This is a genomic window from Amphritea sp. 1_MG-2023 (genome assembly GCF_030547545.1).
Lineage (GTDB): Bacteria > Pseudomonadota > Gammaproteobacteria > Pseudomonadales > Balneatricaceae > Amphritea.
In genome coordinates, this window is record NZ_JAUOQE010000013.1 from 30,864 (window position 1) to 46,954 (window position 16,091).

The following is a 16,091-nucleotide window of genomic DNA, read 5'->3' on the forward strand; positions in this document are numbered from 1 at the left end:
CAGGCTACACCGCTTCAAGCAAGTTGGGGTCCGGATAAACGCATTTCATTTTCACCCCAGCCACGGTTTCAATTTCAGGTAATAAAAACGCATCATCTTCCGTTGCAAAGCTAATCGATGTGCCTGTGGTGCCCGCTCGACCGGTACGGCCAATACGGTGAACATAGTCATCGGCATCTTCAGGCAATGAATAGTTGATCACATGACTGACACCATCCACATGAATACCACGACCGGCAACATCGGTGGCAACGAGGATATTGATCTTGCCACTACGGAAATCTTCCAACGTCTTCACTCGCTTCTGCTGAGTAATTTCACCGGACATCAATGCCGCTTTCAAGCCATCTTTCTGTAGCCGGTCAGCCAGCCGTCGAGTTTCATCACGGCGATTACCGAAGACAATCACTCGCTCTAACTGATTCAGTTGCATAAAGTTACGCAGCAACTTGTATTTATCCTGACGCGAGACGAGATAGACTAACTGTTCTACCGAATCAGTACTCTTCTGCTCTGGCGCAATCTCGATGACCTTCGCATCGACGGTCCATTGACGCGCCAGACTCATCACATCATCGGTAAAAGTGGCACTGTACAGGAGGGTTTGACGATCGCCCTTTCTCGGCGTGTGGCGGATAATAGTGCGTACATCAGGAATAAAGCCCATGCTCAACATGCGATCAGCCTCATCGAGCACCAGTACTTCAACATCCCCGAGATCAACATCGGATGAACGGACAAAGTCGATTAAACGGCCGGGGGTTGCCACCAAAATATCCACGGAACGCGCCGCCAATTGCTTGCGTTGACGATCATAATCCATGCCGCCCACCAAGGCCACGACGCCGATATTCGCATATTTGCCCATCTCTTCAGCATCGGAGGCAATTTGCAACGCCAGTTCCCGAGTCGGGGCAATAATCAATGCCCGAGGCACCCCTTTAGCCGCTTTATACTCCAACGGATAATCCAATAGGTCGGTGATAATACTGATCAGAAAGGCCGCTGTTTTACCGGTACCGGTCTGCGCTTTACCAATAATATCCCGTCCTTCAAGCGATTCGATCAGCGTGGCTCTCTGAATATCGGAACAATATTGGAAATTAAGATCGGCAATGGCATGCATCACATCATCCGGCAGATCAAAATCATGGAATCGTTGCTTACCCTCAGCCGGCGCTACCGCAAAGTCTTCACGGCGCCAAGCCTGCATGGGCTTGGCCGTCACCGTCGACTGTCGAGCAGAATTACCTTTATTAACACGATCCGTCTCCTTGGATTTTGGCTTGCTACGGTCAGCTTTGCCCTGAGAGGCCCTAGCATTGACTGACTTAGTCGCTTGCTGAGGTTTATCAGGGCTTGCTTGTGTGAGGTTCGGCTTAACGGCCGTCGGTTCAGTTTTTAAAGACGACTTATCGTCTGAGCGCTTAAATAATTTCTTTAACAAAGTCATACCTTATCCGCTTAAGCGAACGGTTAGCTAATATTTCGTCGGAATGGCGGTAATGAATCGAGCAGTTGTCGGCCATAACGCTTAGTGACAACGCGCCGATCCAGTAGCACGATACGCCCCCTATCCTGCTCGGTGCGCAGTAACCGTCCCGCCGCTTGAGTTAAACGTACCGAGGCCATCGGTACCGACCATTCCATAAAAGGGTTGCCACCTTGCTGTTGTATCCACTCAGCCATGGTAGCATCCACCGGATCATCCGGCACACTGAAGGGGATTTTGGTGATAATGACTTCGGTCAAATAATCACCGGGCAGATCCACCCCCTCAGTAAAAGAAGCGAGACCAAAAATAACACTGCCTCGCCCTGCATCAATTTCGCTTTTATGACGTTTTAGTATTTCATTTTTACTAAAATCGCCTTGTGATAGCACCCTATTGTTGAGCTTTTCGTCGAGACTGGCAAGCACTGATCTCATTTGCCGCCAAGAGCTGAACAATACCAATGTGCCTGAATCCGTCTGCAAATGCGTATTCAAGTAGTCAGTAACGGCCTGTGTATGCAGTTCTGGGTCATTGGCTTCAACCTTCATCGGCGGCACGTAGAGCTCAGCGGCATGATAATGATCAAACGGGCTAGCTAAACTGAAGCAAGGCGTATCAGCCGGCAATCCGAGATCGACCAATAGCCGATCGAAGCGCCCCAGCGCGGTCAGTGTCGCTGACGTAATGACGGCAGCATAACAGTGCTGCCAGAGATTCATGTGTAGCATCTCTGCGGCAGACACCGGTGCAGTGCTGCACTCAAAATCATAACCTTGTGTGGTTTCTGCTAAGCTAATCCAACGTGCTGTTGGCGTACTATTCGCCGCATCAACATGCCCCATCGAACGGCCCAGCCCAGTAATATTCTGCAGCCGAGCCACCATCATACCGACTCGGGGATACCAGGTTTCAGCCGCCTGACGATCAATCCCGCCTTCACCATCCAACGATTCTTTGAGCAGATCGAGTATCATCTCCATCTTCGTCGCCATGCGAGCGGCTAAATGCTCAACCTGCAAACCGAACTGTTTAACCGCATCAGGGACAACACCGCTGGGATAACGAAAACGCTCTTTAGGACGACTAAACGAATCGTCCATTAAGATAGGCCGGATAAGCTCGGCCCAGTTATTCAGCACCACTTGTAGATCTTGCATCGGTTGACGTTGCTGCTCAATGTAGTCGCTCATCAATTGCGGGCGACCACTCTGCTCTAGCATCTTATCTAGCTGCTTTAAGGTACTCGCGAGCCAGCGTTCGGTGGATTTAAGGCGCAAATTAAATGAAAAGTGACCACTGGCCTTATCGGATAGATGATGACCTTCATCAAAGATGTAGATGGTTTCAGCCGGATCCGGCAGAATAGCCCCGCCACCTAAAGCAAGATCAGCCAAGACGATATCGTGATTGGCAATCACACACTCCACCTGATCGAGATCTTTGCGGGCCTTAAAGAAACTACAGGCTGAGAAGTTACTGCAACGTCGGTTAGTACATTGCAGGTGATCACTGGTGAGCGGATACCAGTCTTGCTCACTGATATCTTGCGTCAGATTATCGCGATCACCATCCCAACGCCCTGATGCAAATTCGTTTAATAGGCTTTTATAGAACTCGACCGTTTCAGTGTCCATACGCAAGGACTGTTCATCTTCATACAACGCCTGCTGCCCAGTCCCACCATGCGCATCGAGATGTTGCTCCGCCTTACTAATACAGAAATACCGCCCTCGCCCTTTAGCTAATCCATAGGTCACGGAAAGCCCCGCATGCTCGGCGACTTCAGGCAGATCTTTATGTAATAGCTGCTCCTGCAACGCAACGGTCGCCGTCGATAAAACCACCTTTTTGCCTTTCGCCTTAGCAATCGGTAAGGCGGCCAGCAGATAACCGATCGTCTTGCCGGTACCGGTGCCCGCTTCAATAACGCTGACATGTTGCTCGCCTAAGCGGTGCGACTTATCATCCTCAAGAATCGCCCCCAGTACTTTAGCAACTTCAGCAATCATCTGCTTTTGACCCAAACGAGGCTTAAGCTGACGGCTCTCCAGAAAGCGTCGGTACGCCCCCTGTATCTCTTTTTTAATCTCTTCTGAAAGCACCTAAACGGCCCTAATACGCTGTAACGACGCACATTTTAGCAATAATACTGGATAAATAGACAGAAAAATGTTTACAAAGTACAAATACTGTATATAGTTACAGCTACTGGATAAAGATACAGAGTTCATCATGAAACTGACAAAACGCCAAACAGATGTACTTGAATGCATTAAACACTGCATCAGCACAACAGGTTACCCGCCTACTCGAGCGGATATAGCCAAAGCCCTGGGGTTTAAATCAGCCAACGCAGCTGAAGAGCACCTTAAAGCACTGGCACGTAAAGGCGCCATCGAAATGATTCCCGGTACGAGTCGCGGCATCCGGATTCCCGGATTCGATGACGAAGACCCCGGTCTACCGGTGGTGGGTCAAGTTGCCGCAGGCGAGCCAATCCTAGCGCAAGAGAATGTTGAGGAGCGGATTACTATCGCCTCCGACTTTTTTCACCCGCCCGCTGATTATTTACTCCGCGTTCGCGGTACCAGCATGAAGAATATTGGCATTATGGATGGTGATCTGCTTGCGGTGCATCAGTGTCAGACGGCCAAAGACGGCGAAATTATTGTCGCCAGAATTGATAATGATGTCACGGTAAAACGCTTTAAACGAGAGGGTAATTTAGTCTACCTAATCGCAGAAAATGAAGAGTTCGAACCGATTGTGGTCGATCTACAAAAGCAAGAACTCTCAATTGAAGGCCTCAGCGTTGGGGTTATCAGAAGAGGACAGTAATTATGTTGCACGCAGTCAGTGGTCTTAATAGCTCAATCCCCGTATTGCCAGGCCTTATTCGCCCTGCAGCGGCACCCTCAACTCATCCAGCACTGGCCGGCAAAGTGACAGAGATCGTTTTGCAAGGTAGTGACTTAGGACAGATGACTATGCTGCTACCACTGTTAGCGCAACTCAGTAAAGATGATCGCTGGTTTGCTTGGATAGCGCCGCCAGCCTCGCTGCCCAAGAACTTGTTGGAAGCGGCAGGTATTGATTTAAAGAAAGTCATGCTACTGCAGCCCGATCAGAACCATTCAACCTATCAACTCGCCTGTCAGGCCCTCAAAGCCGGCACCTGTCACGCCGTTATCAGCTGGCCTGGTATCCTCAGCAATGAAGAACTCACAGGCCTAGAAGATGCAGCCCTTAACGGTCAGAGTCATGGCATCGTTATCCGCGATCGCCGACTGACATAAGACAAATAACATCCGTCCTTCACGCAAGCAAACCAGCAGTCATAAATAGACCGTCGTAAAGCGCCTGTATCGCGGCAAACGTAAGATAGAGAGATAGCGCTTAAGCTATCTTTCTAGTTAGTGAATAATGCGATCCTCATTCTCAAAATCCACATCATTCTCGAGATCGGTATCCAATCGAGGCGTCTGCTTGTTAGCCTTCTCAGATGCTTTAACGCTCAGATCCGAGATCATATGAATGCCAGCAGTCAGCATGACTTTGGCGACATCAATACACTCATCATCAAGCTGCTGTTTGACATCATCCGAAAAACTAATGCGCATGATCGGCTCATCGGTGGAGTCGGCTCGACGTAATGCAATCTGACCATCATCCAGCTCAATTATTTCTAAAAACATATCAGACATATTATTCAACTCAAGTCATGTCTGTGACTGCAATCAATGAGGGTCAAGCTCTCTCAACAACAGTCAGCAGGCTGTTTATCTTTTATCACCACTCTTGCATACCGCTACGCATACGTTCGATCAATGCCTTAAACTCGCCAAACCAAAGCTGATATTCACGAACGATATCATCATCTTCGGCATGATCAGGGTTGATCTGCATGACGTGTATTTCGGAGACACTTTCAGCCCTCGAACTGGACTCTTTATGCTCCTCGGCACGCCAGCAGGCTTTATAAGCCGCTAGCAGCTTATGCAACCAACTCTCATCGTTACCGTGCAACTGCTGTAGCTCTGCAATTTCAGGCGCCTCCAGCCCCTGAAGTTCCATCTGCTCGATTAGTTGACTCAGCTTGGTTATTCTATCGGCATCAAAGCTGTATTGCTCGGCAATCTCCCTAAGCAATGAGCTATAAGCCGATACCATATGAAACAATACCGACTCATTATAGGATTCGATTAAGGCATGTTTACTCCAGCCGGTCGATTCCTGAGCCACTTTAAGCGCATCAAGGTGGATACGCGTAAAGTTTAACTTTTGATTGGTACGGGTTAAGTACACACCACTCATGCTCAAGCCTCCGCTTATTTCTTCGCCGCTTTCTTCGCCTTAGCTGCCTCAGCTACCCACTTACCACCGCTATAAAAAGCGCGCCAGCCAGTCGCTTTACCGTCAACTTCGGTCATCACATACTGCTCTTTCGTTTTGCGGCTATAGCGAATGATTGTTGGATTTCCATCATCATCCTCGACAGGCGCACTGAACAGGAAGCTATACTTGGGATCAATTTCGCTCTTATGCGGTAATAACTCGGCGACTTTCGGTGCCCGGGTTTCCCGCTTACGCGGGAACTGACTCGCAGCGAGGAACATACCCGATGCCCCATCCCGCAAGATGAAGGTATCTTCGACATTATCACACTGCAGCTCCGGCATCGGCACGGGGTCCATTTTCGGAGGCGCAGCTTCACCATTCTTCAATAACTTACGTGTGTTTTTGCAGGTTTCACTGGTACAACCAAAGAACTTACCAAAACGGCCAGTTTTCAATTGCATTTCAGCGCCACACTTATCACATTCCAACACCGGACCATCATAGCCTTTAATCTTAAAGGCGCCCTGCTCTACTTCAAAGCCGGGGCAATCTGGGTTATTACCACAGATATGTAATTTACGTTGCTCATCGATGAGATAACTATCCATCGCGGTATCACACAGCTGACAACGATGCTTGTTACGCAGAATCCGCGACTCTTCCTCATCATCACCATCAACACTGACGACTTCATCACCGTGCACCAAATTCATGGTGGTTTTACAGCGTTCTTTCGGTGGCAATGCATAGCCAGAACAACCAAGGAAAACTCCAGTGGTACCGGTACGAATCATCATCATCCGACCACAAGTAGGACAAGGGATATCGGTTTCTGTTGGGGCATTCAATCGCATCCCATTATCAGGGTTTTGAGCCAATACCAAGCGATGACTGAAACCTTCATAGAACTGATTTAATAGCGCCTTCCAGTCTGCCTCTCCCGTGGCGATATCATCCAACGACTCCTCCATTCGGGCGGTAAAACTGAAGTCCATCAGATCAGAGAAGTTTTCCACCAAACGTTCGGTGACGATATCGCCCATCTTTTGCGCGTAAAAACGCCGGTTATGGACTTCAACATAGCCGCGATCTTGGATTGTTGAAATAATTGAGGCATAAGTTGAGGGTCGACCGATGCCGCGCTTTTCTAACTCTTTCACCAAACTGGCTTCGGTAAAACGAGGTGCCGGTTTGGTAAAGTGCTGCTTAGGATCGAGCTGCTGCAACTGTAAGACATCACCTTGCTTAACATCTGGCAAGATAACATCATCGTCTTTTCCGCGACTATTCATCACCCGAGTATAACCATCAAAGCGCAAGATGCGACCCTTGGTACGTAACTCGAAATCACCGGCGTTAATCGTCACGCGCGTACTGGTGTAAAGCGCCGGCGTCATCTGACATGCCATGAACTGCCGTCTAATGAGTTCATAGAGGCGCTCAGCGTCTCGCTCCATGCCTTTCAGCGATGTAGCCTCAACACCTACGTCTGACGGACGAATCGCCTCGTGAGCTTCCTGAGCGCCTTCCTTACTGCTATACGAGTTAGGCTCTTCAGGCAAATACTTGCTACCAAAGTTGTCTTTAATATAGTCACGACAGGTGGCCACCGCTTCGGCACTCAAGTTGGTCGAGTCGGTTCGCATATAAGTGATATAACCAGCTTCATAGAGCCGTTGCGCCAGCATCATGGTTTTCTTCACGCCAAAGCTCAGTCGCGTACTTGCGGCCTGTTGCAATGTCGAGGTAATAAAAGGAGCCGAAGGGCGACTACTGGTTGGCCGATCTTGACGGTTAGTCACCTTAAAGTCTTGTTGCTTCAGCTGTGCAACATGGCCTTCTGTTTCCTCGGCACTGACCGGACGAAACGGTTTATCTTTAAACTTTTCGACCTGTAGACGTAACGCTTCTTTTTTATCGGACTGCACATCCGCATGCAATTCCCAAAACTCTTCGGGAATAAAGCTGCGAATTTCCTTTTCTCGCTCCACCAAGAGCCGTACCGCAACCGACTGAACACGGCCAGCCGATAAACCACGCGCAACTTTTTCCCACAACAGCGGTGACACCATGTAGCCCACCACACGATCGAGAAACCGACGTGCTTGCTGCGCATTGACGCGATTGAGATCAAGCTCACCTGGCTGTTTGAACGCCTCTTGAATGGCTTTCTCAGTAATTTCGTTAAACACAACACGCTTGTAACGTGAATCTTCACCGCCGATCGCTTCCCGCAGGTGCCAAGCAATAGCCTCCCCTTCGCGGTCCAAATCGGTTGCGAGATAGATAGTGTCAGCATCTTTAGCAAGTCGCTTCAGTTCATCTACGACTTTTTCTTTACCCGGTAAAATTTCATAACGGGCATCCCAGTCATGTTCCGGATCGACACCCATGCGAGCAATGAGTTGCTTTTTACTCTTTTCAGCTTTGTGCCGTATTTTATCTTCCGGCGATAATTTGCGGGTAATGGCAGCCTGACGAGCACGCTCTTTTGGATCAGATGCGGTCGCACTCCCCGAGCCACTGGTGGGCAGATCCCGAATGTGGCCCACACTCGATTTAACCACAAACTGATTACCCAGATACTTGTTTATGGTTTTCGCTTTGGCCGGTGACTCAACTATAACTAGGGACTTTCCCATATACATAAAATCCTTAAAGGACGAGATAACAATACAAAACAGCGTGCATATATAAGGGCTGTAACTAGCAGGGTCAAGCTTCTGCTAAAAAAAACACGCCAATTAATCAAGATTAATGGCTAATAAAGGTATGTTTCTGGTAGCTTAAATACAGTATGCTGCCGCCAACATTAGCCGGTTCCTTAATTACAACTACCTGAGAATATGTTGCAAGACAACCTGATTTTCCTTTTTTCTTTGATTGCTGTCGGTTTCGTTGCGTTACTGGTGAATAACTTTTTCTCCACCAGAGAACAACAACATGAGTACCGCCAAAAGCGCTTAAAAGAACTCAACAAGAAATCTGCAGAAGCGCTGGAAAGCCTTGCGGTGCTTAGGGAAGCCAATTGCCGCACTGAGATTACCGACGCTCTAAGCGGCTTTGTCGTCAGCATGATTGAAGAGATCTCCGCGCTCGCACCAGAGTCTGAATTACTTCAAGATATCGGCGCGCAGAAAGAAAATACCGATCGTATCACCGCCGTTCCCGGTGGATTTAATAATGATCGCGCGCTTAAAAAAGCTCAAATCCATATTCAGCATGCTGAAAAAATGTGCATCGAGATGGCTCAACTCAACAAACTCAGCGTTGCTCGGGCTAAGCAATTTCAACATGATCTCTACTGGCTCCATGTTTGTGTGTTTGCCGATGCGCATATTAATCAAGGCAATGACTATCTAGCGCGTGGCGATAAGTTGGTGGCCATGTCCCATTACAAACACGCCAAAGCGATGGTTGCGCGTGCCAATGTGCCACAGAAGCAGAAGCAGGACTACATTGAAAAGATCAGAGATCTGCTCAACCGAGCCCGCCCCAGTAGCGCCATGGCCACCGGAAACTTAGCCGCATCGATCGACTTAATGAGTCAAAAGGAAAACAAAGAAGAGTAGCCTCAAGCGTTACGCTTGCCGTAAAAACTCAAATCTGGGCACCGATTCGCCGTTTAACCCTGTGACATGCTCAATGAACATCTCCAATGGGCGAACCCAAATGCCACGATCACCGTAACAGGGACTGTAAACCACCAGCCACTCTTCCGTCTCTGAGTGCCTCGCTAAATGAAGCACTGTATATTCAGCGCCTTTGTAATGACGGTAAATACCGCATTTAAGCGTCTTGTTCATACTACCCTCTCAAGCTTGTTAAACTAAAATCGTTGTTCAATGAATGGCTGCAACCGTGCTTTTAATTCATCCAGCGTGTTTTCGTCGCCTCGCTCATCCCAATACAGCGAAATATGTATCGGTGTAGATTCAATAGATGACACACCCTCTGGCAGCCCTGCAAGCAGCGTATTCAAAGTTGCCAGTTGCTGTTCATTTAAACGTCGCTCGCCCAAGCCCCAACACCAGCCCTCAGGCAAGCCCTGATTGGCCACTGCAACCTGACGAAAGATCTGCCACGGAATAAACTGATGACGCTGCTCTTTTTCTAAGTTAAAACGAGGTAACCGGTATGCCGTTGCGGTGAAGGTTTCTGGCTCTACCTGTCCGGCTGCTCGAGGCGGCGTGAGGCGCACTATTTGTACCTGAAAGCCATCACGAGAGGCCTGCTGCCTCAGCTTGGCTAACAGCCGCTGTCGCGGGCTCGGCATCACCCACATCATTGAACCTAGCAATGACATCATAACGAAAATAATAATGGTCCATTTCATTCAATACTCCTCGACTAACCCGATTGACACCCGTCATAATTAGAATCACAAATTCTATGTTATTCTTATTATTAGGAAACAATAGGAGCGTCTCCCATGTCTGTATATAAACATATTTTATTGGCGACTGATCTATCAGCCGAAGCTGATCAACTTATCGATAAAGTAAAACATTTAGCTGAATTTTCGAAAGCTGAACTATCCCTAATTCATGTCATCGAACCGCTGAGCTTTGCCTATGGTGGCGATGTTCCGATGGATCTAACGGCGATTCAAGCGCAACTCGATGAGCATGCACAAAGTAAAATGAATCGCTTCAGCGGACTGCTCAACTACCCTGTTAAGCAGAGTCACGTTGTCTCAGGTCATACTGAAACAGAAATCCACAAAGTCGCGGATGAACAGGGCTGCGATCTGATCATCGTTGGTAGTCACGGCCGTCACGGCTTAGCGTTACTGTTAGGTTCGACTGCTAACGGTATCCTCCATGGGGCTAAGTGCGACGTATTGGCGGTTAGAGTGACCGAAAAAGAAGAATAGAGTCTTATTCTTCTTTAACTCAGCGATTCATCCCTCTCAGGCGATGACAATCCTATTGCATCGCCTCTATTTCAACCCAACGATCCATCAACGTTTCCAATTCAGCTTCTTTGGCTTGCAACGCTGCCAGCTTGTCGGCGACATCGGTATGATCGCCACTGTAGAAATCAGCAGCACTGGTTTCGCTATGCAGCCGCTCAATATCCGCTTCAAGCGCCTCCAACTGAGCCGGCAGCAAATCCAGCTCTCGCTGCAACTTATAGCTCAGTTTCTTCTTCGCTGGCATCGCCTTTACCGGCTCAGCCGCTACCGGTACCGCCTTAGCTACGGGCTTAACCACAGCGTTCTGGGCGCGCTGCCTCAACCAATCTTCATAACCACCGACGTACTCTTGAACTTTACCCTCGCCTTCAAACACTAACGTCGAGGTGACGACATTATCCAAGAACGCTCGGTCGTGACTGACGAGCAGCAAGGTGCCCTTGTATTCCAACAAGATCTCTTCCAGCAACTCGAGCGTCTCGATATCCAGATCATTGGTCGGCTCATCAAGCACCAGCAGATTGGAAGGCTGACTGAAAAGTTTCGCCAGCATGACTCGGTTACACTCGCCCCCCGATAACGCCTTTACCGGTGTACGCGCACGTTCAGGCGAAAACAGGAAGTCACTCAGATAACTGATGATATGCCGTGATTTACCATTGATGGTAATGCTTTCACGCCCTTCCGATATATTATCAATAATGGTTTTTTCAGGGTCTAGCTTGCCTCTGAGCTGATCAAAATAAGCAATATTGAGGCTGGTACCCAGTTTTACCTCACCCTGATCAGGCGTCAGCTGTCCGAGTAAAACTTTCAGCAGCGTACTCTTACCCACACCATTCGGGCCGATCAAACCAATACGATCACCGCGTTGAATAGAGAGCGTAAGATCACGCAATACTGCTTCACCGTTATAGCCATGATTGACGTTCTCGACTTCAATAACGATCTTGCCAGAACGATCAGCCTGCTCGACTTGAAACTTAGCCTTGCCTTGCTTATCGCGCCGCTGCGAACGTTCCACTCGAAGATCCTTAAGTGCACGAACACGACCTTCATTACGGGTACGACGAGCTTTTATACCTTGACGAATCCATTTTTCTTCCTCTGCCAAGCGCTTATCGAACAACGCATTATGACGCTCTTCTTCCTCAAGCATTTTCTCTTTTTGCGTCAGGTAAGCGGAATAATTGCCGGGGAAAGAGGTTAAATGGCCGCGATCCAGTTCGATAATACGTGTCGCTAAGCGTTCAACCAACGAGCGGTCATGGGAAATAAATAACACGCCGCCACGAAACTCCATGATCTGCTTTTCAAGCCACTCAATCGTTTCGATATCCAAATGGTTGGTCGGCTCATCAAGTAATAAGATATCGGGAGACTGAACCAATGCCGCCCCTAGTGCAGCACGACGACGCCAACCGCCGGACAGTGATGACATCAACTGTTCACCATCTAGTTCAAGTCGTTCAAGCACCTGAATAATTTTTTGCTCTAAGTGCCAACCGTCAACCAACTCGATTTTATGCTGTAATCGCTCTAGCTCAGCCATATCGGTATCACTGTGACTCATCGCCAAGGCTTCATAACGATTCAGCAGATCGACGGTCTCGGCACACCCAGAGGCAACCACATCCCGTACTTTACGTTCATCTGCCGCCGGTAACATCTGCGATAGCTCAGCGATACGCGCGCCACCATCTTGCCAGATTTCACCATCATCGGTTGCCTGATGCCGAGCCAACACTTTGAGCAGCGTCGATTTACCCGCCCCATTAATGCCGACTAAGGCAACTCGCTCGCCTTTATCCAGTTGAAAGTCGACATGATCGAGCAGTTGTTTATCGCCAAAGGCGACGGAGACCTTGTCCAGTCTAATCAGAGCCATGCTTAAATCCATCAAAAACGTTGGCCGCATATTCTACAGAAAAACGACTCGCGGATGATACGCAATCAAAATATATTTACATATCCCAGCCTTCGGCAGCAGAAGCGTGTGATTCAGTCGATAATTTCAGCCATTTCAAGCATATTTTTCTCGAATTTAGATTGGTTTTACCGCTATGATGAATATAAATGCAGCTACCGACAAAGATGAACAATGTCTTATATCAATCATAATACTATTCGCCCCCGTCTCGTTTGCAGTTTATTGCTCTGCTTTTGCTTTGTCAGCAGTGCCGTTGCCGATCAACCTGAAGCCTCTCGGCTGATCTATCAAAAAGCACTCAAACAGCTGAACGATAACAACTTGAATGAATATGACCGACTTAAAGCTCAGCTGACTCAGTACCCGCTGTACCCTTATCTTGAACAACAGGAATTGACACATCGCTTCGATCAGATCTCTCAACAGCGGATCGATCGCTATGCAACCCAGTATGCAGCACTGCCGACCGTGTATCCGCTGGAACAAAAATGGCTGAATTACTTAGCCTCAAAGCAACGCTGGCAAGACTATATCGCCGCTTATCGTGGCTCGAAGGTTCGAAGTGAGTTAGCACAGTGTCATTATCGCAACGCGCTATTACAAACAGATCAGCCGACCCAAGCGCTTAACGCTATTGATACCCTATGGAATGCAGGCCACTCTATCGTCAGCGCCTGCGATCCCGTGTTTAACTACTGGTTTGCCCAGCAACAAGGCCCCAGCAGTTCACTGGCCTATCAACGCTTCTGGAAAGCCGTTGACAATAACAACTTAAGGTTAGCCGTTTACTTGCAGCGCTATATCAACGATGCTGCGCAAACAGCCGCCATTGAGCGTTTTCAACGCGTTCGCAAACAACCCGCTCTGATTAAAGACCCAAACTATTTTCCCGGCGATACTATCGCCAGCCAAATAACCTACTTATACGGCATTGATCGCCTCTCCAGAAAGAGCCCACAAGCGGCTGCTGAGGCCTGGTTCAATATTCGTACTCAGCGATCATTTAGCGAAGCTCAACAGCAAACGCTCAACCGCACACTGGCCCGCCGTCTCGCAAACCGGCCCGATAAGCAAACCGATACACTGCTAAGTCAACTGAATATCTTCCAAGACGAGCAAATTCAAGCGCGACGCATCAAACTGGCACTCACCGCGTTGAACTGGAACAAAGTCCATCAATTGATCGATGAAATGCCCGTCGAAATGCAACAAGATGAGCGTTGGATCTATTGGAAAACACTATCTGCCAGCCATATCAAAGGACTGCAACCGGCCTACTCCGATGCATTTGTTAAACTCAGCACTCAACGTAGCTACTATGGCTTGTTAGCTGCACGCACACTAAAAACAGGTTTTCACCTTAACCCACAGCAGGATAAAGTTGTCGAAACCGCCGTGTTACAACTGGCCAGCAGTCCCGCCATGAGACGCATGCACGAGCTTTATCAACTCGATCAACGCTATTTAGCACGACGCGAGTGGAACCAACTCACCCGTGACTATGATGCCGATCAACTCCGCACAGCGGCCACCGTGCTGCACCGCTGGGGTTGGCACAACATGGCCATTATCGGTATCGCTAAAGCGAAATACTGGGATGACATTACGCTACGCTTTCCTATGCCTTATTCAGATACTTTTGCCACACTGGCCGGAAAGTTCAATATCGACACCAACTGGGCACGCGCTATCGCACGACAAGAAAGCGCCTATCAACCTCATGCCCGCTCCCGCGTAGGCGCGCGTGGCTTGATGCAGTTGATGCCTAAAACCGCCAAGATGACGGCTAAACATAACAATATTCCTTACAAGGCGGTCAGCGACTTGTATCAACCCAACACCAATATCAACCTCGGTGTAGCTTACTTAGCAGAGATGCAAAAGAAATTTGATAACAATCAGGTATACGCCACCGCCGCCTATAATGCCGGCCCTAGTCGAGTAAATCGCTGGCTTAAACAGCGCGGTGAATTGCCTATTGATATTTGGATCGAAACTATACCGTTTACCGAAACCCGCCGATACGTCATGAATGTTATGGCCTATCATGCGGTCTATCGCACGCTGGCGGGTAAACCGGTTCATCTGCCTGAGGCTCAAACCGCCTTTAGAGTCGCACTGCAAAGCTCAACGGGCGCCGATCAAGCCGAGCAACTGCGCGACTTTATTCGTCATAACCGTCATTAAACGTCAATCCAGTAAGGCTGTATACCAAGATGCAAGATACTCATTACCCGCTGACCGATATCGGGGTAAACCTCACTGATAGTGCCTTTGATGCCGACCGCGAAGCGATTATTACCGATGCTGCAGCTGCCGGCGTTCGACGCTTACTGATAACAGGCACCACTGCGGCAGACAGTGAACAAGCGCTCAGTCTTTGTCAGCAATATCCCGATCAATTGTATTGCACTGCAGGTGTGCACCCACATTACAGTAAAACCTTTACCGCCGAGGTGCGAGCCACGCTAGCCGCATTACTGACTCATTCAGCCGTCCTCGCCGTCGGCGAAACGGGATTAGACTTCAATCGCAATGCCTCACCGCCGGCACAGCAGATCTTAGCCTTTGAGCAACAACTCGAACTCGCCAGTGAAACGGCCCTCCCCCTGTTTCTCCATGAACGGGATGCCCATCGGCAACAGATCGAGATACTCAAGCATTATCGTAATGATATCAATGGCGGGGTCGCACACTGTTTTACCGGAAGTCGAGAAGAACTCTTCAACTATCTCGATCTTGATCTTTATATCGGCATTACCGGTTGGATTTGCGATGAACGCCGAGGGCGTGAGTTGCTCAGCTTGATTAAACAGATTCCGGCAGATCGATTACTACTCGAGACCGATGCGCCCTACCTGCTGCCGCGCAATCTCGACCCCAAGCCCAAAAGTCGCCGCAATCTACCGGCTTATTTACCTCATATACTTAAGGAAGCGGCCTTAGCCAGAGGCGAAGATCCACACAGGCTGGCACAACAAACCGAACAAAATGGTCAGCGCCTATTCCGCTTTTAGTCAATCGTTGAGGTCATATCAGCGACAAAGTGGCTGACACCTTTAACATCAAATGGCCAGCGTAGCTCAAGGCCACTTTCCTCATCCACTAGCACGGGAATGAGCTGCGCATATTTATCCATCAACGCATCATCGTAAGCGATATCCACTTCATCCAGCACATGCTGACTTGGATCCAGCGCACACATGAGTACCTCAATGGCCTCATCACACAGATGACACCCGACACTACTCATCAGTAGAAACTGACGCATAATCTCTCCTCAGCGACCTAAAAAAGAACTTTTTGCTGCTGCAGAGTATAAACAACAACGAGATAGGTTTGATAGTACTAATCGATAGCGCTACTACCGCCAGACTCAATGAGACATCCAACACGCTGCCTGACGCGTG

The 16,091-nt window shown here is 48.8% G+C and carries 15 protein-coding genes; 6 read left to right on the forward strand and 9 right to left on the reverse strand.

What is annotated here, in order from left to right; translation table 11 throughout:
- Positions 1-4 precede the first annotated feature (4 nt).
- Together rhlB and dinG are read right to left on the reverse strand one after the other, a co-directional pair.
- Positions 5-1,453 carry an ATP-dependent RNA helicase RhlB gene (rhlB, locus tag Q4488_RS08730; RefSeq protein ID WP_303580090.1) on the reverse strand — a complete coding sequence of 483 codons (1,449 nt, stop codon included), beginning with the start codon at positions 1,451-1,453 and terminating at the stop codon, positions 5-7.
- 23 nt (positions 1,454-1,476) lie between these two features.
- Positions 1,477-3,597, reverse strand: coding sequence for an ATP-dependent DNA helicase DinG (dinG, locus tag Q4488_RS08735; protein WP_303580091.1), 2,121 nt, complete (start codon positions 3,595-3,597; stop codon positions 1,477-1,479).
- 127 nt (positions 3,598-3,724) lie between these two features.
- Here dinG and lexA point away from each other — a divergent pair, with 127 nt between their 5' ends.
- Both lexA and Q4488_RS08745 read left to right on the forward strand, forming a co-directional pair.
- Complete coding sequence (lexA, locus tag Q4488_RS08740) at positions 3,725-4,333, forward strand: transcriptional repressor LexA (RefSeq protein ID WP_303580154.1); 609 nt, start codon at positions 3,725-3,727, stop codon at positions 4,331-4,333.
- Between the two features lie 2 nt (positions 4,334-4,335).
- A complete protein-coding gene (locus Q4488_RS08745; RefSeq protein ID WP_303580092.1) occupies positions 4,336-4,791 on the forward strand; it encodes a cell division inhibitor SulA in 456 nt (151 codons plus the stop codon).
- A gap of 117 nt (positions 4,792-4,908) precedes the next feature.
- Here Q4488_RS08745 and Q4488_RS08750 read toward each other — a convergent pair whose 3' ends face one another.
- From Q4488_RS08750 to topA, 3 genes are all read right to left on the reverse strand, one after another.
- Complete coding sequence (locus tag Q4488_RS08750; protein WP_303580093.1) at positions 4,909-5,199, reverse strand: hypothetical protein; 291 nt, start codon at positions 5,197-5,199, stop codon at positions 4,909-4,911.
- Positions 5,200-5,284: 85 nt separating this feature from the next.
- A complete protein-coding gene (locus Q4488_RS08755; RefSeq protein ID WP_303580094.1) occupies positions 5,285-5,809 on the reverse strand; it encodes a DUF6586 family protein in 525 nt (174 codons plus the stop codon).
- A 14-nt stretch (positions 5,810-5,823) separates the two neighbouring features.
- Positions 5,824-8,475 (reverse strand): type I DNA topoisomerase, encoded by a 2,652-nt coding sequence (topA, locus tag Q4488_RS08760; RefSeq protein ID WP_303580095.1) that lies wholly within the window; start codon positions 8,473-8,475, stop codon positions 5,824-5,826.
- 204 nt (positions 8,476-8,679) lie between these two features.
- Here topA and Q4488_RS08765 point away from each other — a divergent pair, with 204 nt between their 5' ends.
- On the forward strand, positions 8,680-9,405 hold the full coding sequence (locus tag Q4488_RS08765; RefSeq protein ID WP_303580096.1) for a DNA topoisomerase I: 726 nt from the start codon (positions 8,680-8,682) through the stop codon (positions 9,403-9,405).
- A gap of 9 nt (positions 9,406-9,414) precedes the next feature.
- On the opposite strand, the gene Q4488_RS08770 is transcribed toward Q4488_RS08765, so the two are convergent.
- Entirely contained in the window at positions 9,415-9,639 is a 225-nt protein-coding gene (locus Q4488_RS08770; RefSeq protein ID WP_303580097.1) for a DUF1653 domain-containing protein, read from the reverse strand.
- A 23-nt stretch (positions 9,640-9,662) separates the two neighbouring features.
- Complete coding sequence (locus Q4488_RS08775) at positions 9,663-10,169, reverse strand: hypothetical protein (RefSeq protein ID WP_303580098.1); 507 nt, start codon at positions 10,167-10,169, stop codon at positions 9,663-9,665.
- A 96-nt stretch (positions 10,170-10,265) separates the two neighbouring features.
- Here Q4488_RS08775 and Q4488_RS08780 point away from each other — a divergent pair, with 96 nt between their 5' ends.
- A complete protein-coding gene (locus Q4488_RS08780; RefSeq protein ID WP_303580099.1) occupies positions 10,266-10,709 on the forward strand; it encodes a universal stress protein in 444 nt (147 codons plus the stop codon).
- Between the two features lie 52 nt (positions 10,710-10,761).
- Here the strand turns inward: Q4488_RS08780 and Q4488_RS08785 are convergent, their stop codons facing one another.
- Positions 10,762-12,639: an ATP-binding cassette domain-containing protein gene (locus tag Q4488_RS08785; protein WP_303580100.1), complete on the reverse strand. Its 1,878-nt coding sequence runs from the start codon at positions 12,637-12,639 to the stop codon at positions 10,762-10,764.
- Between the two features lie 213 nt (positions 12,640-12,852).
- Between Q4488_RS08785 and Q4488_RS08790 the strand changes: the two genes are divergently transcribed.
- Both Q4488_RS08790 and Q4488_RS08795 read left to right on the forward strand, forming a co-directional pair.
- Positions 12,853-14,868: a transglycosylase SLT domain-containing protein gene (locus Q4488_RS08790; RefSeq protein ID WP_303580101.1), complete on the forward strand. Its 2,016-nt coding sequence runs from the start codon at positions 12,853-12,855 to the stop codon at positions 14,866-14,868.
- Positions 14,869-14,897: 29 nt separating this feature from the next.
- Positions 14,898-15,698, forward strand: coding sequence for a TatD family hydrolase (locus Q4488_RS08795; protein WP_303580102.1), 801 nt, complete (start codon positions 14,898-14,900; stop codon positions 15,696-15,698).
- Here Q4488_RS08795 and Q4488_RS08800 read toward each other — a convergent pair.
- Complete coding sequence (locus tag Q4488_RS08800) at positions 15,695-15,952, reverse strand: glutaredoxin family protein (protein ID WP_303580103.1); 258 nt, start codon at positions 15,950-15,952, stop codon at positions 15,695-15,697. The two genes, Q4488_RS08795 and Q4488_RS08800, sit on opposite strands and share 4 nt — an antisense overlap.
- Positions 15,953-16,091 lie beyond the last annotated feature (139 nt).